Raw genomic sequence first — 24,863 nt, 5'->3', positions numbered from 1 at the left:
TGTGAAGAGAATCATTTAACTCAGATTTATCCTAATGCAAATTACCATTAACCTAGATGAATCACTGCTCAATGAAGCCTTGCAATTGACAAACCTTACCACTCAAGAAGAACTAGTGAATTTTGCTTTGCAAGAACTAGTGCGATCGCGAAGTGAATCACAGCGCAAAAAGAACCTGCTCGACCTCGCAGGACAAATTCAGTTTGCTCCAGATTTCGACTACAAAGCCATGCAAGAAACTCGTCATGTTGCTGTGCGATCGCTCCAACAACTTCGCTTTCAACCTTGAGACTGAACTACAAAACTACCAATACCGCCAAGAATTTTAGCGGCTATAGCTATGTACTTATACATAAAAATTTGTATAATAAGTAATATTTTAATAACAAGAGTATTCGTATGGGACAGTATGGAACTACTGCGATAGAGGCTATCAAACTTCTGAAAAGTGGGTATAAATCTGCCGAACAAGCATGGCGCGAATCTGCGGAAAAACATATCTTGGCAAAGTCTTCGCGAAATAAGGGGTGTCCTCGTCAGGCATTCCTTGGACTTTGTGCATCTGGCTTGGTAGTTGGTGTATCACCCAACACATGCACTAAATTGATAAGTAGTCTGAATGGAGAGTACTCTGTCACAGCAGTCCGTCTTTTGGTGCGTGACCCTAACTTAGTTCAGAAGGGTAAGTCCAAACTCTGGCAAAAGGTATTATCCGAGATACCAAATACAAATCCAAAGAAGAAACACAACGAGCAAATGGACGTGGTTATGGCTTTGTGGGAGCAGAATTTGATCGTTATTGACAGAGAAGCAATTTAGTAGCTAGATAGTAGAGTTTCTTAATAGAAAGAGTAGCAAGTAACTTTGGAATTTGATTTTTTGGCTGAAGGTGTAGCAATAAACTTCTTGTAGAAATTGTTTATCCAGCGTTCTTTTTTGCGCCTTTGCGTCTTTGCGCGAAACAAAAAATGATGGATATCTAGAAGAATTTTCATCCACCTTCAAATGCGTTTAATATATCTTCAGGCAGAGGTGCATCAAAATCATCAGGTACAGTAAACTCTCCTGCACATAAACCAAAAGGTCGTACCAGCTTGTTAGCACTTTGAATTGGTTTTAATTCAGCAATTTCTTTATCTGCTTGGATAATAATAAAACTTTCACCAGCCTCAACTTGATTGAGGTATTTTAAGGGATATTGTTGGAATTCATCAATTGAAACTTTTTGCATCGTTAAAAAAGAACTCTCTGAAAATCTTTTCCTTTGTGTCCTTTGCGTCCTTTGCGGTTCGTTTCTTCTTTACCTGTGTAGACTAGTCAAAATAAGTGATGGGTTACGGCTTCGCCTAACCCATCCTACAAATTGATTCTAAAAAACAGTTAACCCAAGGCAGACTTTAACTCACTCTGTGCTTGTTCCAAAGCCTGTGGTAATTTACTATCATCGCGGCCGCCGGCTTGGGCGAGGTTTGGTCTACCGCCACCGCCACCGCCGCAGATTTTAGCGATCGCACCGACAAATTTTCCAGCCTGCAAACCTTTCTTGTTCACCTCTGGACTAAAGGCTGCAACTATGCTAACTTTGCCAGCTTCGGGAACAGAACCGAGTACTACTGCACCGTTACCGATTTTTTGCAGTAAGCGTTCCGCAGCAGTTTTCAAGGATTCAGGGTCAACGCCTTCGAGTTGGGCAACAATAATTTTATGGTCGCCTACGGTTTGAGCTGTGTCTAGCAAGCTGTCTGATTTAGCGATCGCCAATTGTCCTTTTAGCGTTTCTAATTGCTTTTCAGCTGTTCGCAGTTCAGTTTGCAGAGTGGTGATTCTGTCTGGGAGTTCTTCAGGTTTGACTTTAAAGCGATCGCTTAAATCTTTGACTACTTTATCCCGCACATTTAGGTAATCTAAAATCGCCGGGCCGGAAACTGCTTCAATCCGCCGTACCCCAGAAGCCACACCTGCTTCAGAGATAATCTTGAATACGCCAATCTCCGCAGTATTACTTACGTGCGTACCTCCGCACAATTCCATCGACACACTAGGAAAATCAATCACGCGGACTTCTTCTCCGTATTTTTCCCCAAACATCGCCACAGCACCTCTAGCTTTTGCTTCGGCTAAGGGTAATACTTCGATTTTGGCGGAATGGGCTTCCGAAATCCAAGTATTCACTTGTTCTTCTACTTGTTGAACTTCCTCGGCTGTCAAAGCGCGGGGACAGTTGAAGTCAAAGCGCAATCTGTCGAAGGAAACCAGAGAACCAGCCTGAGATATTCCCTCATCGACGATTTTCTTTAACGCGGCTTGGAGTAAGTGGGTGGCTGTGTGGTTTGCTTGGGCGCGACGACGACAAGCAAAATCAATTTGGGCGGTAACTGTATCGCCAACCCGCAGAGTTCCTCGTTCGATGCGGCCGAAGTGAACGAAGAAATCAGATTCTTTCTTCACATCTTCCACTCGAACTACAATACCATCACCAGAGATATAACCGCGATCGCCTATTTGTCCCCCAGATTCAGCATAGAATGGCGTTTGGTTGAGGACGATTTGCACTTCTGTTCCGGCTTCCGCTGCTTCTTCAGCGACACCATTGACTAGTAATACTTCCACTTTCGCCGTCACCGCAGATTGGGTATAACCTAAAAATTCCGTGGCGTGGATGTGTTCTGCAAGTTTGTCGAGGGAACCTTGTACAGTTAAATCAATGGTTTCGTGGGCGGCTTTCGCGCGTTCCACCTGCTTTTGCATTTCGGTATTAAATCCAACTTCATCAACGGTGAGGTTATTTTCTTCCGCAACTTCTTGAGTGAGTTCGAGGGGGAAACCGTAGGTATCGTACAGGGTGAAAGCACTTTCTCCGCTAATTTCGGTTTGTCCTTGCTGCTTCACTTGTTGGATAATTTCTTCCAGAAGTTTCTCACCTCTATCCAAGGTTCTGAGAAAATTCGACTCTTCCCGTTCCAATTCCGCTTTGATAGCTGCTTCTCGTTGCCGCACATTGGGGTAAGCTGATTCTGAAAGAGCGATCGCAGTTTCCGCAACTTGGTTGATAAAATTCCCAGAAATGCCCAGTAATCGCCCGTGACGCACTACCCGCCGAATTAAGCGCCGCAAAACATAACCTCGTCCCACATTTGAAGCGCGGATTTCATCAGCAATCATGTGAACCACAGAACGCACATGATCACCAATGACTTTTAACGAAACCTTTGTTTTCTCATCGCTTGTATGATAGTCAATGCCAGCAATTTGCGCTGCCGTTTTAATAATCGGGAAAATTAAATCTGTTTCATAGTTATTCGGCACTTTTTGGAGAATTTGCGCCATTCGCTCCAAACCCATACCGGTATCTATATTCTGATTTTGCAGTGGTGTTAAATTACCGGCTGCATCCCGGTTGTACTGCATGAATACCAAGTTATAAAACTCGATAAACCGGGTGTCATCTTCTAAATCAATATTGTCGTCGCCGCGTTCGGGGTGGAAGTCGTAATAAATTTCCGAACAAGGGCCGCAGGGGCCAGTGGGGCCAGAAGCCCAAAAGTTATCATCTGCACCCATCCGCTTAATTCTGGCTTCTGTTACGCCAATTTTGTCACGCCAGATATTATATGCTTCGTCGTCTTCTTCAAAGACGCTGACGACGAGGTTTTCGGGAGAAAAGCCAAATACTTGTGTGGAGATTTCCCAACCCCAAGCGATCGCTTGTTCTTTAAAATAATCACCAAAGCTGAAGTTACCCAACATCTCAAAAAATGTATGGTGGCGTTTGGTACGTCCGACGTTTTCAATATCGTTGGTACGAATACACTTTTGCGATGTGGTTGCTCTTTTAAATTCAGGTGTGCGCTGTCCCAGGAATATCGGCTTAAATGGTAACATCCCCGCGATCGTCAGCAGCACGGTTGGATCTTCCGGTACGAGGGAAGCACTAGGGAGAATTTGGTGTTTCCGTTGAGCGTAGAAGTCAAGAAATAAGGTGCGAATTTCGTTACCGCTGATGAATTGGGGATTAGAAGACATGGGTAAACTGAAGTATAAAGTTATTAAGTATCAAGTGTGAAGTATGAAGTTGCCGTTGGTTTTCTCGTACTCCCTCCTTCACCCTTTCTTTTGATAAAGTATGCCGCAGGAGAAAAAATTTCTCCCTCTAGTCTCTATTTTTGCATTTTGTTTCGGTTTGCTGCTAGTAATTTTTACTTAGAGAGCTATTTTTGCTGCGATCGCCTACGCCTATATAAGTAATGTTACTACCTCACTCTAGCCAGATGTGTGCGATGCCGATGCAGGAATAACATTCCTTTGTAAAGCAAATATTAAAATTCATCAAAAGAGGTATATCATGGCACTAAAACTAAAAGTTCCCAACATTACTTGTGACAAGTGTGCTGAAAAAATTACCGAATCTATTCATGTGATGGAACCTGATGCTCAGGTTGATGTGAATGTTCAAGACAAAACTGTCACCGTAGAATCCGCAGCTTCTGAAGAGTCGATTAAACAGGTAATAGTTGCTTCTGGGTACAACATTGAAGGTTATTGATTACTTCATAAAATTTTTACGAAGTTTTTAAATTAGCTCGTTCTATATCTGAATATTTTGCCTCTCGTAAATTCACTTATTAAAGAGGTGAAATTAACTTGATAAAACCTAGTGACACATATTTATGTCCTAGGTTTTATCCGTAATAAACCCTTGCCGTTAAAACCTTACATAACATTCTTTATATTTATTTAGCATCTCGGTTTTTACGGAAGAAAGGCAAATTTTATTTTTTTTTAAACATTTAGTTTGGTCTAATAAAATCAAGCAACACAAACAAAAATAGGTTATTTTATTGTGTATATAATCGTCGATAAATAACACCTAGAAACTACAGTTGTTTTATTAAAGCTCAATATAATTTCCGTATTTTCACTGTTTGAAAAAAAAGGTTCAAGACAGACAGTAATTATCAGGACTAGAGAGTTACCAGGTTGCATTTAGGGTCATACATTAAGATGATATTAAAATTTTTAGAATATAGTTAATTTAAGGTTATGACTATCAAACATAGTGAAATCTATCAATCATAAAAATACTGAAAGATTCACTGTTTTAAAAAAATAGTAGGAATTTTTAGCTTGAAATAAGGCAGATATAAAAAAATGAATATTTCAATTCTGGTCTTTGGAAGTGATGAATTTGTTGCTCAACTTCCCGATCAGATCCTGGATGCAACCGCTTTTAGATTAGCAGTTATTACTGATTTCCAGGAGGCAATTTCTCAACTTGAAATTGAGCCGCCTGATGTCATATTTGTACAAGCAAGTTTGGATGGAAGTATAGAACTGTGCGGTTGGTTAAAAAACCAACCCCAACTCTCTTGGTTGTATTGCATCCTTTTCGAGGATCGTTCTTATCAGTTAGCTGCTAAAAGTGAGCAGGATTTGTGTTGGGAATGGGAAATGACGGCTACTGCACTCAGACAAGGTGCTGATGCTTATATTTGGCAGCTAACTCATGAAATAATCGACAAGAATACTGTCAGCGTAGCAGCCCATCATCAGGTAATACTCGCTCAATTGAGTGTAGGTTTACGGAAAGCTCAAAAATACCGTGAACTGATGCGGACAAATGATTTATTATCTGCGATCGCTTTAGCCGATTCATTAACAGAAATTAGTAATCGTCGCGCAATGGAATGGGATTTACCTCGACAAGTAAAAAAAGCTCGCACTCAAGCTACTCCTTTGAGTTTGATTATTTTAGATATAGACTATTTCAAAAAAGTCAATGATACTTATGGGCATTTAGTGGGCGATCGCCTATTACAATTATTAGCTTACAGACTGCGACACAACCTCCGAGCTAAAGATACCCCATTCCGTTATGGTGGTGAAGAATTTGTCGTGGTTCTAAGCAACACCAATAGTGAAGAAGCGATGATAGTCGCAGAACGCTTAAATCGCATAGTTGCAGAACAACCATTTGCCATTGATCAAGAACTGACTATTCCGATTACAATTAGCTTAGGTGTTGCTACTCTCCAAGCTAACGATGATGATAAGGGTTATAGCTTACTCCATCGTGCTGATCAATGCCTGTTGAATGCGAAAAATTTAGGGCGTAATCAAGTAGTTAGTGGGGAATATAGTGATTTCTCCTATCTTAAAGCTGTGTCTTCTTAAATTAGGATATACATAGTTGCTTGTATTGCTTTCTTTGTCATTAGTCATTTGTCATTGGTCATTTGGATTGACAAGGACAAGGGACAAATGACTAATGATAGTCTTAAGGAGAAAATCTCCAACTTAAACCCATCCCAGATTTACCATTTTTCCGCCCAATAAACAATTTCTGCGGCTGTACTATCAATAGCTACACCGTAGCTATCACCATGATTCCATTTAAATCCCGGAGTACCTCTATCCTTCGCATTCAATACTAAGATTTCATAGGAAGGCGGAAAAGATTCCCCTCCCGTATCACCAGTGTAGAAAAAGGTGGTGGGAATACCATTAGGAAGGTTGGCGTGGACGTTGGTATCCCCGCCTTGATATTGACGTTTGGCAAGTTTTCTGTATTTTGTCAGTAATGTTTGAATTTGTGCGGGGGATTGTTTTTCTCTGACTTGCAAGAAACTACTGGCTTGGGCTACACCAGGAGAGTAAGCAATTCGCACATCCTTTGTGTTCGCTGAAATTTCGCGGGGAAAATGCTGAATTTCTGCTGGACTTGCCCAAAGTTGATTGCGGATTTCACTGTAGCGCGATGTATTAGTAATGATTTTCGCATCAGTAGTACTACTAAACGCTTTTCTGATTAAAAAACTACCGCCAACAATTCCTAAACTCCCCAGAGAAAGGAAAACTATCATGGTGGCTTTAGCAAGGTGCGATCGCTGCATTGCGTTGGGTGCTGCTAAACTTTATCTGCATATACCCAATAAATAAACTATGTTCGTAAGATTGCGGAGCTACTACTAATAATATTGATGAAATCTTTGTGGAATCAGGGAAAATACGGGAGTTTTATAAAATTATCGTAAATATATTCATATCCCCGACTTTCTGAAGAAGTCGGGGATCTCTTAAATCCAGCCAACAATCATCCCTGCCAGTAAAATAAAGCCAATCCACACATTCTGCCGAAACATTTCAGCGTAAGCTGGATTAGGTAAATCTTGCTGTTTCAAGCGCCAATACTGCCAAAACCAGCCAATAGTAGCTAGTCCTAAAGTCATCCAAAAAGCTAGGTGAAGGTGAATCACCATCCCCAGCCAGCCTAATAATAAGATTGTGCCAGCAAAGAAAATGCCAATGGCATCTGGGGCATAATTGCCAAAAAACAAAGCGCTAGAATTAATACCTATGCGTCGGTCATCTTCGCGATCGCTCATGGCATATACAGTATCAAAGCCCAATGTCCAGAGTACAGTTGCACCCCACAATAACCAAGTTGGCAGGGAAATACTTCCAGTCACAGCACTCCAGCTAATCAATACCGCAAAACCCCAAGCGATGGATAGTACCAACTGCGGTACAGGAAACACACGCTTTGCCCCTGGATACAGTATAATTACGGGGACGGCGGCGACTGATAGCCAAAAGCTCAGAGGATTAAGATAAAATGCCAATATGGCGGCACATCCCAGGGCGATGATAGCCACGGCAATGCCAACTTTAATTGATAAAGCGCGGGAAGCTAAAGGGCGATCGCGCGTTCTTTCAACTTCTGGGTCAATATCTTTATCCCACAAATCATTGACGACACACCCAGCTGCACTTGTGGCGAGAGTACCCAACACAATCACTCCCACCAAAGGTAACGGCGGTTGTCCAGCCGCAGCCAAAACCACAGCCCACAAGCCCGGAATCATCAAAATTAACCGCCCTTCCGGTTTATGCCAGCGTAAAAGCCGGATAATTACAAGCCACACAGGTTCTTGCTTAGGTTCTGGCGTAATCAACATACAAATCAAGCAAAATTACTAAATTTTGATAAGTTAACACTTCTTCACATCTATAGAATAACTTTATTTGTTATTTGTAAAAACACAACCTAAATTTGCAACGATGGACACATATTCATTGTGAAAAAATAGGGGTGTAAGGGAAAGAATTAACAAGTAAATAATACTGATAAATCAACCCCTACACCCAGCCCCAACAAGAGTTTCATTCGTTTCAGGGTCTACCATCTCAACACGCCATCTTCTATCGTCCTTCCTAAATAGAGAGAGAAAACTAGATGCTAAATTTAGTTTCCGCTGGCTGGGAGAGTGTCAAAACTCAACCAGTTCAGCAACACCGGATTATTGCTGCCATTGATTTGGGAACCAATTCTCTGCACATGGTAGTGGTAAAAATTGACCCAACCCTACCAGCTTTTAGCATTTTTACCAGAGAAAAAGAAACTGTGAGACTGGGCGATCGCGATTTAGTTACTGGCGATTTAAAACCAGAAGTCATGGATAGGGCGATCGCCACTTTAAAACGCTTCCAAGCAGTTGCCAAAACTTTTAATGCTGAAACCATCATTGCTGTAGCTACCAGTGCAGTGCGAGAAGCCCCCAATGGCAAAGATTTTCTCCACCGAATAGATAGCGAATTAGGTTTAAGCGTTGACTTAATTTCTGGTCAAGAAGAAGCACGCCGCATCTATTTAGGAGTGCTGTCGGGGATGGAATTTAACAACCAGCCCCACATCATTATCGATATTGGCGGTGGTTCTACAGAAATTATTTTGGGAGACAGCCAAGAACCGCGGACACTCACCAGTACCAAAGTAGGTGCAGTGCGACTCACAGGAGAATTCATCACCACCGACCCCATCAGCAATTCTGAGTTGCAATATCTACAAGCTTATGTGCGGGGGATGTTAGAACGTTCTGTAGAGGATGTGTTAACAAATATTCAGTTTGGCGAATTTCCCCGGTTAGTAGGAACATCCGGCACAATTGAAACTCTCGCCTTAATTGATGCTAGGGAAAAATTGGCAATGATGCCTTCTACTCTCAATGGTTATCAATTGAGTCTCCAGGACTTGCAGGGCTGGGTGAATCGCTTGGCAAAAATGACCAATGTCGAAAGAACAGCCATCCCAGGTATGCCAGAAAAGCGTTCAGAAGTGATTTTAGCAGGTGCGATCGTCCTGCAAGAAGCCATGACCTTATTGGGTGTAGATTCACTCACACTGTGCGGGCGGGCGCTGCGCGAAGGCGTAATTGTTGATTGGATGCTGACTCACGGTTTAATCGAAGACCGCTTACGTTACCAAAGTTCCATCCGCCAGCGGAGTGTGCTGAAGCAGTTAAGCAAATACCAAATTAATATTGAACACAGCGATCGCGTAGCTGTCTTTGCTCTGAGTTTATTTGACCAGACTCAAGGCATTCTCCACAACTGGGGAGATGATGAACGTCAACTTTTATGGGCAGCAGCAATCTTACACAATTGCGGTCATCATATCAGCCATTCTGCTCATCACAAACACTCCTACTATTTAATTCGCAACGGCGAATTACTAGGCTATACCGAAACCGAAATCGAAATCATTGCCAACTTAGCCCGTTATCATCGCAAATCTCCACCCAAGAAAAAACACGAAAATTTCCGCAATTTGTTGAGTAAAAATCATCGACAAATTGTCTGTCAATTAAGTGCAATTTTACGATTGGCAGTCGCCCTCGATAGACGACAAATTGGCGCAATATCTCAGGTTAAATTTAAGTATTATCCTGATGTACAAGAAGTTTATCTATCAATTTTCCCCTCTCATCCTGATGATGATTGCTCCCTAGAAATGTGGAGCTTAGATTATAAAAAAGGTGTGTTTGAAGCAGAGTTTGGTGTTAGGTTAGTTGCCACCTTAGAATCTGTGAAAGTAGCAGTTAACTAATATTAGAGACGCGATAACTCGCGTCTTTCCTGTAACCTGTTCTTTATAACGGCAAAATTACCGTAAATGTAGAGCCTTTTCCTAGTTGTGAAACTACCTTGATTTCACCATGCAATAATTGAACTAGACGAGACACAATCGCTAATCCTAAACCTGTCCCGTGAGAATCTTGCGGTTGTTGATTGACTGCACGAAAATAAGGCTGGAAAATTTTTGTTTGAGCATCCGATGAAATGCCTAATCCAGTATCAGTAATAGATATAGCCCAATTTTGTTCAGATTCCTGATAACATTGCAAATGCACCGTTCCAGAGTCTGTATAGCGAATGGCGTTACTCAGTAAATTAGTGAGAATTTGCTGAACTCGCAGCGGATCTGTAGTAACTTGATTGGGAGCGCGATCGCAATCAATAATTAAAGATAATTCTTTATTCAGTGCTAGGGGTTCAATTATTTCGACAACAGAGTTGATCAACTCACGCACATCAGTCGCAGTTGGCTGTAAGATCATTCTGCCAGCATCATAACGAGAGATTTCCAGAGTATCGTTAATTAACCGCAGAATCAGCCGCCCGCTTTTCATCACGCGCTCAATACTTTGGAGATTAGAAGCGGAATCCTTGAGTTGGGGATTTTGGCGCTGCTGTCGGAGAAATAAGTCTGCGTAACCAATAATTGAAGTTAACGGTGTTTTTAATTCATGCGCCAACTGTGACAGACTATCTTGACTAGCGCGAACCAAGCGAGTGAGTTCTTGGTTAGTCAAACGTAACTGACCTTGGAGTTGTTCTAACTCTTGTAGCCTTCCGTGAGTATAGCTGTTAAAGCAACGGGCGATCGCTTCATCAATTACCGTATCAATCAGACGCACAGCCCGTAACAGTTCCACAGGAGATGCTTTTAATAAATCTTCTTCTAGAAAAGCAAAAATTACAAACCGCAGTAAACGATACTCTCGTGCAATTTCTGCTGGTTCAAATCCTTGTTCAGCACGCAGCAAGCCATGTTCTAAACTTGCATCGACCACCGTTTGTAAATCGCTCTTTTCTGACTCCGAAAGTACTGTTGCTAAAGCTTTTAAAACACGAGGTAAACTATTACGTACAGCTTTAAAAGTTAGTTCCTTTGTGGCTTCAATTTCTTCATCTTGATAAACTGCTTTTACCCATTGCTCAACAATTGCATCACTTTTATTAGTCAGAGTTTGGCTAAAATCCATCTTAATATTTTATAATGCAGCATCTTCAATAAGAAGTAGCTTAGTGCGTTTTGAACAGTCTTCGCACCTTACAAAAGATGGAATTTAGGAAAAAACCTCTCTCTTTTGTTAGAGGATGTTTTACAAGTATTTGTCTGTCTAGCTGCGACTTTAATCGCTAAAGCGAGTATGCAATTAGACTTTTCCAACAATCATTTGTTAATAGCAATATCCTCGACTTCGCCAAGAATGCGGGTATATAAAACAATCAATTTTTATCAAACTTAATTCAATTATGCTGAATACCCATTTGCTCATTTTCCAACGCTTTGAGAATTTTGAAATATAAATTCTCAACTCTTTGTACTTGAGCCTCACCAATAGCAGCATAATGAGTTAAACCAGGAGAACCATTAACTTCGATAATCACATAATTATTCATTGGCATAGTTATATCTTCAGTAATAATGTCTAACCCAGACAGTCTTAATCCCATATCTTTAGTGACATTTATCGCTAACTTTTGAAAATCAGGATGGATACTTTCAGTCAGATCTACCCCATCCCCACCACTCGATAAATTGGCATTATCTAACAAATAAACAACATGATTTTCGGGAATAACACTATCTAACTTCAGCTTTTGTCGCTTTAATTTTCGCTTGATGCGGAAATCATGAACATCTATATTGTTTTTTCTACCATTAGTCGTAAAATCTTTTGATTTTTGCTGTGTCAGTTCTAAAATAGTAGACTTACCATCACCGACTACACATAAAGGAATTCTTTGATATACCGCCAGCACTTCATCATCCATAACAACAATTCTGTAATCATTGCCAACATAAAATCTTTCGACAATTAACCCTGGCGTAATTCGTAATATTTTTTTCGCAACTTGATAATATTCTGTTTTATTGTAGACTTTAGTAACAAATCTGCCTTGGCTCAGGTTAATGGGCTTCACAATCACCGGAAAACCTAATTCTTTAGCGTAATCAAATCCGGCATCAATATTTCTCTCACTGCCTATTTTTTCACATAATTTCTTGCTAAAAAAAGTTTGCCCTTCAGTAACTTTATATCCAAAGTGGTTGAGAAAAAAATTAGAATATGCTTTATCTTTAGCAATTTCCGCAGAACCAAAACCATTAATATTTAATTTACTATGACTAAAACAAGCTTTATTGCCATTTTTAAATGTAATATGTCCGACAAAAGCATATTCAGGATCTACGACAACTATTGCACCTATTTGCGGAGCAATTTTTTGAATTATGGATGTTACTAATGGCATTTGCTTTATCCAAAAGTATAATTCGCAGAAATTTTAACGAATTGGTAAGTATTGGTCAATAATATAATAAAAATCAAGCAATTTTTAGGACTTTATTCTCAGCAAAATTTATTTAAAAATAATTTATAAAAATTAATATTATTTTCTGGATAAAAAATGTTTAGTTACTAGTATTTTTTTATACGTAACACTTAAAAAGTATATATTGAGACCTGAATATTTTTTTCCGGTTGGTATTAAATGTGCATGTAGAAGTAAGTAAGCTGAGTGGAGATGCCACACTTGTTAATAATTTAAATTTTGGATTTGTTTTTGCCTTCTTTAGTTGCTAATGAAGGGTTTTAGACCGATCGCCAGTTAAATTTACAAGATAAGTTATTGTAAAACGCTCCGCGAAATCTTGACAATCCAAAAATAATCGAATAACAAGGTGGCAGCAGCTTGAAAAAAGGCGTTAGTGCATCCCCGCCAAGAGAAGTCAGTAACGCCTTCACTGAAAATTACACACGGATATTTTAAATCATGCCACAAAATACGGAATACAAAGCTAATCAAACCGAAAATCAGGCGATCGCCTATAAAGAACGCCTCAATTCTTGGGCAATTGCCCGTTTACAGCCAGATGCCCAAAGAGAAATTGTCGCTCGCTTTCGCAGTCGTTCCGATGCCGATGGTTACATGCAGCGCCTACGTCAAATGATGCCAGATGCTTCTTTTATGGTTGTATTTGATTGTCAACGCGAAGAAGTTGTAGCTTAAAGTGTCGATTTGTTATTTAAGTTCAAATTTGAAGGATTAAGGGTGCGCTCACCATTATTATTGAGGTGCGTTACATCCTTATTAACGCACCAATATTAAATCTGTATGAGTATAGGGAATGAGGAGTTGGGAATAAGGAATAGTGAAAAATCATTGTCCCTCATCCCTCCTCCAGATGCAAACTATTTAGGCAACACTTCCCCCAGTGCTTCTATCAGTCGGTCAACATTTTCTTTACGGCTATTAAAGCCCATCAACCCAACACGCCACACTTTACCAGCCAGTTCTCCTAGTCCACCGCCAACTTCAATTCCGTGTTCTGTTAACAGCTGTCGGGCGATCGCTTTACCATCCACCCCTTCAGGAATGCGGACTGTAGTGAGAGTCGGCAAACGATATTCCCGTTCAACGTGCAAACTCAGTCCTACGTCTTCTAGCCTGTCCCAGAAATATTCCACATTCTTTTGATGACGTTGCCAGCAATTGGCTAATCCTTCCTCGGCAACTAAGCGCAGGGCTTCCCGCAGAGCATAATACAAGTTGATTGGGGCTGTATGATGATAAACGCGTTCACTACCCCAATACTTACTGAGTAAAGTCATATCTAAATACCAGTTTGCCACCTTTGTGCTACGGCGCTGCAATTTCTCCCAAGCACGGGGACTCATGGTAAAAGGTGAAGCCCCAGGTGGGCAACCCAAGCCTTTTTGACTACAGCTATAAGCTAAATCTACTCCCCACTCATCTAAAAATATTGGTACGCCACCAAGGCTAGTTACAGTATCCACTAATAACAACGTGCCAAATTCTCGACACAATTCACCCACACCTTCCAATGGTTGACGCGCACCTGTAGAAGTTTCAGCGTGAACCAAAGCCAAAATGGTTGGGCGATGGGTTTCCATTGCGGTGCGGAGTTCCTCTAACGAGAAAACTTGCCCCCAAGGTTTGGTAATGCTACGCACATCTGCACCATATCGCCCAGCCATATCAACAAGGCGATTACCAAAGTATCCCGCCACACCGATTAAAACCACATCACCGGGTTCTACCGCATTGGCGATAGTTGCTTCCATTGCAGCAGAACCCGTACCGCTGACAGCGATAGTTAAGGGATTTTCGGTTTGCCAAACGTAACGCAGTAACGACTGAATTTCATCCATCAGCCCTAAGAAATCTGGGTCAAGATGTCCCAGAGGAGAGGTATTCATTGCCTGGAGAACTGTAGGATGGGCATTGGAGGGGCCTGGCCCTAACAGTAACTTGGAAGGGATTTCTAGAGGTTTGAGTTGTAAGTGCTGACTATCGTTAATCGAGATTGTTGGCGACATAATTTGTTGCTGTCTAGACAGTACTTACCGGATCATAGAGCGATCGCATCACCCTTGTATCGTCTTGGGGCTAACACATGATCAGATTCCCCACTTCTTAAAGAAGTGGGGAATTTTTTATGAAGCATATCTTCATAAAAAGATGAGTATAAACGCGAATCCTGAAATTAATTAACGTAGCAAATAATAGTTGCAACACACCAAAACGTGTTGTAGTCACCACCTAATATTATTAGGAAATAAATATGTTAAAAGTAGGTTTTAAAAAAAGCTTATTGACCGCGATCGCAGTTATCTCTATATTACCTGCAATTACCCAGACTGCTCAAGCTGGCGCTGCTAACAATGTATTTGGAGCCATTTCTTATTCTCCTTCTACTAAAGTTTATTCAACAGGAATTGCTAAAACAAAGCAAGCAGCAATCAACGTATCTTTAAATAAATGTCGCCGTGAAAGTGCGGCTGGAGATTGTACAACACCATTGTGGTTTAAAAATGCTTGGGGAGCCTTAGCTGTGGGTTCTGATGGTAGTTATGGTACAGGCTGGGGTACTAACCAATCTCTTGCCAAAAAATATGCTGTAGAAACCTGTCAGAAATACGGTGGTGAAGATTGTCAAGTTGTTTTAATTAAACAAGCCAGATAATAAGCTATTTAATTTAAAAATAGACAGGTATGGGCAACGCATTCTCAAACAAGAGGATGCGATTTTTTTATATCTCGCACCCCTACAAAAGCATTGATTTATCTTCTGGCAATTCCTGAAGTCACAGTACTGCGAACATAACCATTTTTGGCAAATTTATTTTGCAAAATTTGTCGATAAACTTCTTCATAACCATCAGTCATCCGCTGAAAGCTAAAATTGTTTTCGACATACTGACGGCAAGTATATCTGTCTAACTCTGCGACTTTGTTAATGGCACTCACACATTCCGCCACATTATTACAGAGAAAACCTGTTTTTCCGTCGGCAATTACCTCAGATGTCGAACCTAATTTCATCGCAATTACTGGTGTACCTGCTGCCATTGATTCCACCATCACCAAACCAAAGGGTTCTCGCCAAGTAATGGGAAATAAAGTAGCTACTGCACCACCCATAAGAGCATTTTTTTGCTGATGATTCGCTTCACCTAAATACTCAATTTGTTCGCCATCAATTAAAGGTTTAATTTCTCGTTCAAAGTAATCTACATCAACAACATCTACCTTACCAGCTATTTTTAAACGCCAACCAGATTGTTTAGCAATAGCTATTGCTAAATGTGTTCCCTTCTCTGGAGATATTCGACCTAAAAATGCTAAATAAGGCTGTTCTTCCGGTTCAGGATGAAACTTGTAACTACTTACATCTATACCGTTGTAAACTGTGGCTGTATAATTCAAACCTAGGGAATTTTCCCGTTGGGTATGAGAAATGCTGATAAAAGGTTGACGTTTCGCATATTGAAACATCTTTTGATTATCAGGGGTAAAAATCCCGTGTAAAGTATGAACTGTCGGGGTACTCACAAGATTTGCATAAGGCAATGCCGCACAGCCCATGTGAGAGTGGATAATATCAAATTCATCCGCCTGATCATATACAGAAGCTAACTGTAACATTTCATAAATGTTATATTCCTTGATATCCTTATCGAGTCGTAAAGCACGAGGATGTACTGATTCTAGCTTGGCTAAACTAATAGAATCACCCGATGCGAATAAAGTAACTTCATGTCCGCGTCGCACTAATTCATCGGTCAGTAACCCCACAACTAACTCGATACCTCCGTAAGCTGGAGGTGGTACTCTCTCCCATAATGGGGCAACTTGCGCTATTTTCATTACAAACCTCCTAAAGGATTGATTGGGAATTAATAGTGTCTGTTTTTTAATAGCAATGAGTTTTAGGTGAAAATAACCCAATGGTGTTTTAACTCAGCAATTTTTCCTAGCACTATCAATTCAGTTTAAAAACCATTTTTATAAATAACTGCATTAAAATATTAAGCTTTTATTACTTTAGAAGTTGTCTACCTTTGTAGAGAACTTTACCTCTCCACAAGAGGTAAAGTTAGTGCATTGAGCAAGCTTCTTTGAGACGGTAGAAAGGATATAAGAGGAAGAATTAGTCCCTAAACGCAATAACCTTATCTCCTTCAACCCCGATTTTTTGACTTTTGAGTTAAAACAGATACACTAGGAAAATATAGAAAATCACTCAACTCTAAACATGAATATTTCGCCTACACAAAAAAAACCGCGTGTCGCATGGCAGGCGGTTTTGTCAGTAATTATGTTTATTTTTATGTATTTACCTATACTGGTATTAGGATTTTATAGTTTTAACCAGTCTCCTTACAGTGCAACTTGGCAAGGATTTACCCTCGATTGGTATAGCAAACTCTTCAGTGACGATCGCATTTTATCGGCTTTGAACAATAGTTTGATAGTGGCCTTTTGCGCCGTGGGAATTTCCGCCGTGTTAGGAACCTTAATGGCGGTGGGATTAGCGCGGTATACATTTCCGGGTAAGAGTTTGTATCGGGGTGTAGCTTACTTACCCTTAATTATTCCTGATATTGCGATCGCCGTTGCCACTTTGGTATTTCTCGCCGCCTTTGCTGTTCCTTTGAGTTTATGGACAATTGTCGCGGCGCACATCGTATTTTGTTTAGCCTACGTAGGGCTAGTAGTGGGTTCAAGACTCAATAACTTAGATCCCCACTTAGAAGAAGCCGCACTAGATTTAGGCGCTACACCATTACAAGCATTTATTAAAGTATTACTACCACAATTAATGCCAGGAATTGTAGCTGGTTGTCTGCTGGCTTTTGTTCTCAGTTTAGATGATTTTCTCATTGCTAGTTTTACCGCTGGTAGCGGTTATAACACCTTGCCAATGGAGATTTTTAGTCGGATTAGAACAGGTGTGAAGCCTGATATCAATGCTCTCAGTATGTTGCTAATTACAGTATCAGCAATTGTTGCTTTTATAGCTGAATTTATGCGGATTTTAGGAGAGAGAAAATAGTTAATCTACAACTAGATCACTGAGTTATTAAGTAAGTCGGTGATGTAAAAAAATAGATATAAATTTAACTTTATAAATAAATCACAATAGCTCAATTATGACAAAATCTATTCAGCGTTAATTAGTACTTACATCCATCATCAAATACCCTTGACAATGGCAAGATACCTATCTTATGATTCCTGGTGGAATGGAAATTAGTGCTATCATTCATTCTCAAAATTAAACAGTACCCAACACAGAGGGACAAATAAATAAATTACGCTCATCTGTATGTTTTCATGCTGGTATATATGCAGATGAAATTTAGTTGATATTTATTTGTCTAGAAATCGGTTTTCAATTCGATAATATTGGGGCTAACTTTGGACAAGTTGCTACATCCTCCTCGTTATGCAAATCTGCCAAAATCCCAATTGTTCAAATCCCTTTAATGCTGACGGCAATAGATTTTGCATAAGTTGCGGACACAGCAGTTTTGGCAAACTGCTAAGAAACCGTTACCGCGTATTAAAACTATTAGGCGAAGGTGGATTTAGCAAAACTTACGCAGCCGAAGATGCAGATAGACTAGATGCACCTTGCGTCATTAAACAATTCTTTCCGCAAATTCAAGGAACCGGACAACGTACTAAAGCCGCAGAATTCTTCAAAGAAGAGGCATTTCGACTGTATGAACTCGGAGAAAATCATAGCCAAATTCCCAGATTATTAGCTTACTTTGCCCAAGGTTCGAGTTTATATTTAGTTCAAGAATTTATCCAAGGTAGAACCCTCTTAGAAGAAGTTAAAGAGCAATCTTTTAACGAAGAAAAAATTCGCAAAATATTAACAGATTTATTACCAGTATTAGAATTTATTCATACTTGTAACTTTGTTCATCGAGATATCAAACCAGAGAACATTATCCGACGTGATAGCGATGGCAAATTAGTATTAATTGACTTTGGCGGTGCAAAACAAGTAACCCAAACTAGCATAGCTAGACAAGCTACAGTAATTTATACAATGGGTTATGCTCCTAGTGAGCAGATGGCGGGTTTTGCTTGCCCGGCGAGTGATTTATATGCTTTGGGGGTCACTTGTGTGAGGTTGCTAACGCAATGTTTACCCATCCAAGATGCTTACGGACAAATTAAAGACCCCATTTATGATGCCATGAACGGTCAGTGGTTATGGCAGGAATATTTAGATGCACAAGGTATTTATATTAGCGAAGACCTAAGAAAAATTTTAGATAAATTACTGGAACATTTAGCAAGCGATCGCTATCAATCAGCAACAGAAGTTTTGAATGATTTGAAATCGGCTAAAACAGTTATTATTGAACCACAAATAACACAACCGACATTACTAAAATTACCAACAGAACCAAAAATAATTAAACCCTTACCACCCTTAGAAACCTGTGAATTTGCAGTAGTCACAGTAGATACAGGCGGTAGAGAAGTTAGCCGCGATCGCACCACAGCCGAATTTTTTGTGGAAGAATTGAGCAAAGGCGTAACCTTAGAAATGGTAGCGATTCCCGGTGGTACTTATTTAATGGGTTCACCCACCTTTGAAGGCGATGCAGATGAACGTCCCCAACATCGAGTAGCGATCGCACCCTTTTTTATGGGTAAATATCCTATAACTCAAGCACAGTGGCGTGCAGTCACCGCCTTACCCAAAGTCAAACAAACCTTAAATCCCTACCCTTCCAAATTTAAAGGACTTAACCGCCCAGTAGAAAACGTTTCTTGGCACGAAGCGGTAGAATTTTGCATCAGACTCTCCCAACAAACCGGAAGGGAATATCGCCTCCCCAGCGAAGCCGAATGGGAATATGCTTGTCGCGCCGGAACCACCACATCCTTTCACTTTGGCGAAAAAATCACTACAGAACTAGTCAATTACAGCGATAGCGATACCTATTTGATGGAAGGAAAAACCAGATATCGCAAAGAAACCACCGATGTAGGAAATTTTCAAGTCGCCAACGCCTTTGGATTGTACGATATGCACGGGTTAGTTTGGGAATGGTGCGCTGACCCTTGGCACAACAATTACCAAGGCGCACCCTCAGATGGACGAGTTTGGGAAGATGGCGGTGATAGTAACCGTCGGGTGCTACGAGGTGGTTCCTGGAACTTCGGTGCAGAACTGTGTCGCAGCGCCAGTCGCAGCTGGAATGAATCAGACGGCGGTTTAAGGATTTGCGGTTTCCGAGTCGTATTTTCTGTGGGATAGGAGTTACGACGCAAAAGCCTTTGAACCTCTTTATTTCTAATATATCTCTTGCATCAATCAGACTTTGCCTGTTTCATTCTTTGCGCCTCTGCGCCTTTGCGTGAGATATAAAATTCTTGAGTTTTAACATTCGCGCAAGAAGTCTAATCACATAAAGCTAAATCAAACCAGAAAGTTGTCCCGATGCCAATTTCACTTACCAAGTGAACTTTACTACCATGCCTTTCCACAATATTTCTGACAATTGATAAACCCAAACCAGTACCTTCTAAAGTATGAACTCGATTTTCGACGCGGAAGAAGCGGTCAAAAATTGCCTGTTGGTCTTCTGAGCCGATACCAATACCAGTATCAGATACTTCCACGCGCACACGCGGAGATTGATTGGGAGCATGGGGTTTGGGATCTAATTGATAGGTGCGAATAGCTACTTTCCCCCCTGCTTTGGTAAATTTCAAGGCATTTCCGACTAAATTAGCTAAGACTTGGAGTAATAAATCATAATTACCCAGAACCAGCGGTAAATTAGGAGCAACTTCTTGAATTAGTTCAATACCTTTATCTTTAGCATTGAGTTGATAAGTTCGCAGTGTTTGTTCAATAGCTTGGGCGAGATCTACACCATCAAAGTTGTAACTCCGACCAGATTCTAACTTAGATAAGTCTAAAACATCGTTAACCAAACGAGTCAGGCGATCGGTTTCATGGTTAACAGTTTGAAGAAAATCCTGACGCTGTTCTATACTCAAGTCTTCGCCATAGTCGTGCAGCGTTTCAATAAAAGATTTGATATTGAATAACGGTGTGCGGAGTTCATGGGAAACGTTGCTGATAAATTGGCTCTTAGCTTCGTTGAGTTCTACTTCCCGCGTAATATCTTGTACAGTAATCGCAATCCCTTTAATACTTTCCCGTTGGAGATTGAGTACTGTAGTTAATAAAATCCGAATGGTGCGCTTGGTTGGTTGATTGAGATGAATGCGGAACTCGGCGCTGTCGCATTCTCCCGCCGCCATTTCGTAAAGGGGACGAGTGATTTCCATCTGAATAGCTGGGGGTAATTGATGTAAAACATTACTACCTACTACATCATTGCCTTCCCAGCAAAAAATTCGGCGTGCTGTGGGGTTGACTAAAATCACCTGCATATTGTTGTCAATCAACACCGCACCATCAGCAATCGTGGAAACTAACGTTTCTAGTTTGGCTTTTTCTGCTGTTAGTTCTTCAATATTTTGTTCTTCATAGCGTTCTAGACGCTCTGCCATATCATTGAAACTGAGAATTAACTCTCCCAGTTCACCGCCTAGGGGTAAATCGATGCGCTGCTTGAAATTCCCCGTGGCGATTTGTTTCACACCAACTAACAGTTCTTTTATTGGCTTGGTAATAGTTAAAGCATTAATGACACCAGCCAAAATTACCATCACCCAAATCGTGATAAACACAGCAATGGTGACATCACGGGTGAAATTCGTAGATATAACAGCGGTTTGGTTGGGATTGATGCCAATCGCCAAAACACCCAGGTATTTTTTATTAACGATGAGGGGGACAAATACATCGGTGACAATGCCATCTGGGGTGTTATGTTGCCGCACCATTGGCTTATCGTCATCACCAGGGTAATCGTCTGGCAATTGTATGCGTCGCTCAATTGTCAACAAAGAGTTTTCCACCTCTCGTTCCCAAAAGGGAATGCCAAAAAAGATTTTGCCGCTTTCGTCAGCGTAGAGCATATACCTCACACTGGAAGTACTGCTATAAAATCTTTGGGAAAATTGAGCAACCTCAGTGAGATTATTTTCCGCAATGAGAGGGGTAACATTAGCAGCAAGTAGCAGCCCCAAGTCGCGGCCGAATCGGGTGTCATTCAGACGGGCATCTTGCTGAATTGTATTTACAGCCCAAAAGGTCAGACCACTCATCACCAAAGAAACCACTAAAGTGGCAACAGCTAGAAGCTTAGTTTGGAGGGTGAAATCTGACCACCAATTGGCGATCGCTTCTCGGATTGTTTTTAACAGAGCTAACATTTTCAATAAAGTTGTTAGTAGTTTTTGTGATAAACCCCAACAACTAAAAAATTAACAGTTAATTTGTCTAACATGGTAGGGGCTAGAAGCTAGAGAGAATATCATTGACTCAGCACTCAGCACTCGGCACTCAGCACTCTATAGCCAATGTCTCTCCTATAATATATTCCTTCAAACTGAATAGATTTCAACCCTGTATATGCTTGGGCGATCGCTTGCTGAAAGTTTTCCCCTGTGCCAGTCACATTTAACACTCGTCCCCCATCGGTGACAACTTGCTGTTGGTCGTTCAATTTTGTCCCCGCATGAAATACGGTGACTCCTGCGGCTGCTTCAATACCAGTAATTACCTTGCCTTTTTGATAATCTCCCGGATAACCGCCAGAGGCCGCCACTACAGTAGCCGCTGCGCCACTATGCCAAGCAATAGGGGGCATTTCTCCTAAACGCTGCTGTACACAAGCCAGGATTAAATCTAATAAGGGTGTGGCTAACAACGGCAAAATCACCTGGGTTTCGGGATCACCGAAACGACAGTTAAATTCCAACACCTGAAAGTCACCTTCCGGTGTAATCATCAACCCAGCGTAAAGCACACCACGATAGTCTATGCCTTTGGTGCGGAGAGTGGCGATCGCTTTCTCTAAAACTTCTGTTTGCACCCGTGCCATTAATTCGGGTGTGGCAATGGGCGCTGGGGAGTATGCTCCCATCCCCCCAGTATTATCGCCCGTATCACCCTCACCGACTCGTTTATGGTCTTGCGCCGGCAACAAGGGGCGAATTGTTAACCCATCAGTCAAGGCTAAAACTGATACCTCTTGGCCAATTAAACACTCTTCAATTACGACAAACTCGCCCGCACTGCCAAACTGCCCTTGAAAAATGGCATCAATGGCGGTCTCTGCTTGTTCTATTGTGGTAGCAACTGTTACGCCCTTCCCTGCTGCCAAGCCATCAGCTTTCACCACTATCGGCACACCTTGAGCTTTAATATATGATTTAGCTGCCGCCGCCTCCGTAAATACCGCAGCCTTAGCTGTCGGAATACCAGCTTCCTGCATCAGAGCCTTTGCCCAAGCCTTGCTGGCCTCAATTTGCGCTCCCGCTCTGACAGGGCCAAATACCATCAGTCCTTGCGCTTGTAAGTAGTCAGTAATTCCCTTCGCCAGTGGGACTTCTGGCCCGACTACTACCAAAGAAATGTCATTTGCTAGGGCGTATTGGCTGATACCGGTAAAATCATCGACTGCCAAGGGCAAATTCTCACACCTTGCCATATTGGCTGTACCACCATTCCCCGGTAAACAGACCACTTGTTCAACTTGCTCCGATTGCAATAACTTCCATGCTAGAGCGTGTTCACGCCCTCCGTTACCGACAACTAAAACTTTCACTGATTTCCTCTTGCGTCCCTTGTGACATGAGAATACTCTAGGAAGTCAAAAGTCAAAAGTCAAAAGTCAAAAGACTTCATCTTCGCAACCTTTGCGCTATTGCCAATGACAGCTATGTACTAGAACTACTCGCGGATCAATTTTTCACTAATTTAGGTACTGATGCAAGTCCTTGATCAGGCAAAGGTATAAATAAACTTACTGACAGCATATTTCTCGTTAATAAAAGTACATTATTTAGGTAATAAAACTAGTACAGGTTGGCGTAAATAAACAGACCATCTGGAATTGCTAAGAGGCTCGTGGTATCACTATTCTTTCTTTTTCCTTTTGACTTTTTACTTTTTACTTTTGCCTTGTTGTACTAGGTAGAGAGACTATGATGATTCCGACTTCGGAATTCTACTGTAATTATTATGTTTGAAATTAAATTAATCTTAGGAAATATCCAACAGTATACGTAAGTAATTTTGCTATATTTTCATGATTAATTTAAACATTACTGCTAAATGGTGACGTTTCTACAAGATAAGTATTAACCTGTGAATATTGCAGTCAGGGAAATATCAAAAAACAGGTAAATAGAGAACATGACTAAAATTATTGTTACAGGAGCAGCAGGCTTTATTGGTTCTCACATTACAGAAGTGCTGTTACAACAAGGAGAAGAAGTAATCGGTATCGATGAATTTAATGATTACTACGATCCAATATTAAAACGTAAGAACATTGCTTACTTAAGTTGCTGGTCTAACTTTAAATTAATTGAAGGAAATATTCAGTTTTTAGATTGGCAAACCTTACTCAAAGATGTAGAAATTATTTACCATCAGGCAGCACAAGCAGGAGTTAGGGCTAGTTGGGGTGAAGGTTTCCGTGCTTATACTGAACGTAATATCAACTCTACACAAGTTTTGTTAGAAGCAGCCAAGGATGCGAAAAAACTTAAAAGGTTAGTATTTGCTTCGACATCTAGTGTTTATGGTGATGCAGAAACTTTACCCACTCATGAAAGTATTTGCCCTCATCCTGTTTCACCCTATGGCATTACTAAGTTAGCCGCAGAACGGTTGTGTGGACTGTATCAGAAAAACTTTGCTGTGCCGATTGTGGCATTACGCTATTTTACAGTTTACGGGCCGAGACAGCGCCCAGATATGGCATTTCATAAATTTTTCAAAGCTATTTTGCAGGATGAAGCAATTCCGATTTATGGGGATGGACAGCAAACGCGGGACTTTACATTTGTGAGTGATGTTGTTGCGGCAAATTTGGCTGCGGCGAGTGAAGAGGCAGCAGTTGGTAAAATTTTAAACATTGGTGGTGGTAGCCGAGTTGTGTTAACAGAAGTTTTGGACACAATGGCAGAAATTGTTGGTCAGCCTATTAAGAAAAACTACATTGAAAAAGCAATGGGAGATGCACGCCACACTGCGGCCGATATATCCCAAGCCCAGAAAATTTTGGGATATCAGCCGCAAGTTTCTCTGAGGGAGGGATTAGCGCAAGAATGGCAGTGGGTGAAGGGATTATATTAAATGAGCAAGATTTGGATGTAATGCGATCGCATTTTAGGGGTAAAAGTCACAAATTTCTGAAAACTCCAGCGATCGCTTTTTTGGAGATATGCGATCACTGTATCTTAGAAGCATTATTCTTAGGTCAGGCGTAGGTTGGGTTGAGGCTTTGCGAAACCCAACATTTTCAGGA

At 41.0% G+C, this 24,863-nt stretch carries 21 protein-coding genes; 11 read left to right on the top strand and 10 right to left on the bottom strand.

Translation table 11 applies throughout. The annotated features are described in order from the left end of the window. Positions 1-34 precede the first annotated feature (34 nt). Positions 35-289, top strand: a complete 255-nt coding sequence (locus NCWK1_RS12085) for a type II toxin-antitoxin system VapB family antitoxin (protein ID WP_103124890.1) — start codon at positions 35-37, stop codon at positions 287-289. A gap of 110 nt (positions 290-399) precedes the next feature. Beyond that, complete coding sequence (locus tag NCWK1_RS12080) at positions 400-819, top strand: DUF6979 family protein (protein ID WP_103124889.1); 420 nt, start codon at positions 400-402, stop codon at positions 817-819. 172 nt (positions 820-991) lie between these two features. Here the strand turns inward: NCWK1_RS12080 and NCWK1_RS12075 are convergent, their stop codons facing one another. Together NCWK1_RS12075 and alaS are read right to left on the bottom strand one after the other, a co-directional pair. After that, complete coding sequence (locus tag NCWK1_RS12075) at positions 992-1,231, bottom strand: type II toxin-antitoxin system Phd/YefM family antitoxin (protein WP_103124888.1); 240 nt, start codon at positions 1,229-1,231, stop codon at positions 992-994. Between the two features lie 149 nt (positions 1,232-1,380). Further along, positions 1,381-4,023 carry an alanine--tRNA ligase gene (gene alaS / locus NCWK1_RS12070; protein WP_103124887.1) on the bottom strand — a complete coding sequence of 881 codons (2,643 nt, stop codon included), beginning with the start codon at positions 4,021-4,023 and terminating at the stop codon, positions 1,381-1,383. Between the two features lie 319 nt (positions 4,024-4,342). Here alaS and NCWK1_RS12065 point away from each other — a divergent pair, with 319 nt between their 5' ends. Both NCWK1_RS12065 and NCWK1_RS12060 read left to right on the top strand, forming a co-directional pair. After that, positions 4,343-4,543 carry a heavy-metal-associated domain-containing protein gene (locus NCWK1_RS12065; protein WP_096585009.1) on the top strand — a complete coding sequence of 67 codons (201 nt, stop codon included), beginning with the start codon at positions 4,343-4,345 and terminating at the stop codon, positions 4,541-4,543. A gap of 605 nt (positions 4,544-5,148) precedes the next feature. After that, on the top strand, positions 5,149-6,171 hold the full coding sequence (locus tag NCWK1_RS12060) for a diguanylate cyclase (RefSeq protein ID WP_103124886.1): 1,023 nt from the start codon (positions 5,149-5,151) through the stop codon (positions 6,169-6,171). Between the two features lie 140 nt (positions 6,172-6,311). On the opposite strand, the gene NCWK1_RS12055 is transcribed toward NCWK1_RS12060, so the two are convergent. Together NCWK1_RS12055 and NCWK1_RS12050 are read right to left on the bottom strand one after the other, a co-directional pair. Next, positions 6,312-6,890 (bottom strand): hypothetical protein, encoded by a 579-nt coding sequence (locus NCWK1_RS12055; protein ID WP_187308130.1) that lies wholly within the window; start codon positions 6,888-6,890, stop codon positions 6,312-6,314. 183 nt (positions 6,891-7,073) lie between these two features. Then, entirely contained in the window at positions 7,074-7,955 is an 882-nt protein-coding gene (locus NCWK1_RS12050; protein WP_096578225.1) for a 4-hydroxybenzoate solanesyltransferase, read from the bottom strand. A 278-nt stretch (positions 7,956-8,233) separates the two neighbouring features. On the opposite strand from NCWK1_RS12050, the gene NCWK1_RS12045 reads away from it, so the two are divergent. Then, a complete protein-coding gene (locus NCWK1_RS12045; RefSeq protein ID WP_103124885.1) occupies positions 8,234-9,883 on the top strand; it encodes a Ppx/GppA phosphatase family protein in 1,650 nt (549 codons plus the stop codon). Between the two features lie 43 nt (positions 9,884-9,926). Here NCWK1_RS12045 and NCWK1_RS12040 read toward each other — a convergent pair whose 3' ends face one another. Together NCWK1_RS12040 and NCWK1_RS12035 are read right to left on the bottom strand one after the other, a co-directional pair. Next, on the bottom strand, positions 9,927-11,102 hold the full coding sequence (locus NCWK1_RS12040) for a sensor histidine kinase (RefSeq protein WP_103124884.1): 1,176 nt from the start codon (positions 11,100-11,102) through the stop codon (positions 9,927-9,929). Between the two features lie 268 nt (positions 11,103-11,370). Beyond that, positions 11,371-12,378, bottom strand: coding sequence for a cyanophycin synthetase (locus NCWK1_RS12035; protein ID WP_103124883.1), 1,008 nt, complete (start codon positions 12,376-12,378; stop codon positions 11,371-11,373). Between the two features lie 522 nt (positions 12,379-12,900). Between NCWK1_RS12035 and NCWK1_RS12030 the strand changes: the two genes are divergently transcribed. Next, positions 12,901-13,137, top strand: coding sequence for a hypothetical protein (locus NCWK1_RS12030; RefSeq protein WP_096578216.1), 237 nt, complete (start codon positions 12,901-12,903; stop codon positions 13,135-13,137). A gap of 182 nt (positions 13,138-13,319) precedes the next feature. On the opposite strand, the gene NCWK1_RS12025 is transcribed toward NCWK1_RS12030, so the two are convergent. Beyond that, complete coding sequence (locus NCWK1_RS12025; RefSeq protein ID WP_103124882.1) at positions 13,320-14,468, bottom strand: alanine--glyoxylate aminotransferase family protein; 1,149 nt, start codon at positions 14,466-14,468, stop codon at positions 13,320-13,322. 245 nt (positions 14,469-14,713) lie between these two features. Here NCWK1_RS12025 and NCWK1_RS12020 point away from each other — a divergent pair, with 245 nt between their 5' ends. Next, positions 14,714-15,115 carry a DUF4189 domain-containing protein gene (locus tag NCWK1_RS12020; RefSeq protein ID WP_103124881.1) on the top strand — a complete coding sequence of 134 codons (402 nt, stop codon included), beginning with the start codon at positions 14,714-14,716 and terminating at the stop codon, positions 15,113-15,115. A 98-nt stretch (positions 15,116-15,213) separates the two neighbouring features. Here NCWK1_RS12020 and NCWK1_RS12015 read toward each other — a convergent pair whose 3' ends face one another. Further along, entirely contained in the window at positions 15,214-16,299 is a 1,086-nt protein-coding gene (locus NCWK1_RS12015; RefSeq protein WP_103124880.1) for a glycosyltransferase family 4 protein, read from the bottom strand. 388 nt (positions 16,300-16,687) lie between these two features. Between NCWK1_RS12015 and NCWK1_RS12010 the strand changes: the two genes are divergently transcribed. Then, on the top strand, positions 16,688-17,488 hold the full coding sequence (locus NCWK1_RS12010) for an ABC transporter permease (RefSeq protein ID WP_103124879.1): 801 nt from the start codon (positions 16,688-16,690) through the stop codon (positions 17,486-17,488). 393 nt (positions 17,489-17,881) lie between these two features. Further along, a complete protein-coding gene (locus NCWK1_RS12005) occupies positions 17,882-19,720 on the top strand; it encodes a bifunctional serine/threonine-protein kinase/formylglycine-generating enzyme family protein (protein WP_187308129.1) in 1,839 nt (612 codons plus the stop codon). A 143-nt stretch (positions 19,721-19,863) separates the two neighbouring features. On the opposite strand, the gene nblS is transcribed toward NCWK1_RS12005, so the two are convergent. Next, positions 19,864-21,756 carry a two-component system sensor histidine kinase NblS gene (gene nblS / locus NCWK1_RS12000; RefSeq protein ID WP_103124878.1) on the bottom strand — a complete coding sequence of 631 codons (1,893 nt, stop codon included), beginning with the start codon at positions 21,754-21,756 and terminating at the stop codon, positions 19,864-19,866. Between the two features lie 116 nt (positions 21,757-21,872). Next, complete coding sequence (gene purD / locus NCWK1_RS11995; protein ID WP_103124877.1) at positions 21,873-23,153, bottom strand: phosphoribosylamine--glycine ligase; 1,281 nt, start codon at positions 23,151-23,153, stop codon at positions 21,873-21,875. A 590-nt stretch (positions 23,154-23,743) separates the two neighbouring features. Here purD and NCWK1_RS11990 point away from each other — a divergent pair. Together NCWK1_RS11990 and NCWK1_RS29530 are read left to right on the top strand one after the other, a co-directional pair. Next, entirely contained in the window at positions 23,744-24,691 is a 948-nt protein-coding gene (locus NCWK1_RS11990) for an NAD-dependent epimerase/dehydratase family protein (protein ID WP_103124876.1), read from the top strand. Next, positions 24,664-24,825, top strand: a complete 162-nt coding sequence (locus tag NCWK1_RS29530; RefSeq protein ID WP_187308128.1) for a hypothetical protein — start codon at positions 24,664-24,666, stop codon at positions 24,823-24,825. Before NCWK1_RS11990 ends, NCWK1_RS29530 begins: the two co-directional genes overlap by 28 nt. Positions 24,826-24,863: the final 38 nt, after the last annotated feature.

Origin of the sequence: Nostoc cycadae WK-1 (genome assembly GCF_002897135.1) — a bacterium.
Classification (GTDB): domain Bacteria; phylum Cyanobacteriota; class Cyanobacteriia; order Cyanobacteriales; family Nostocaceae; genus Nostoc_B.
The sequence above is the reverse complement of the archived record's forward strand: the minus strand, read 5'-3'. Positions and strand labels throughout refer to the sequence as shown.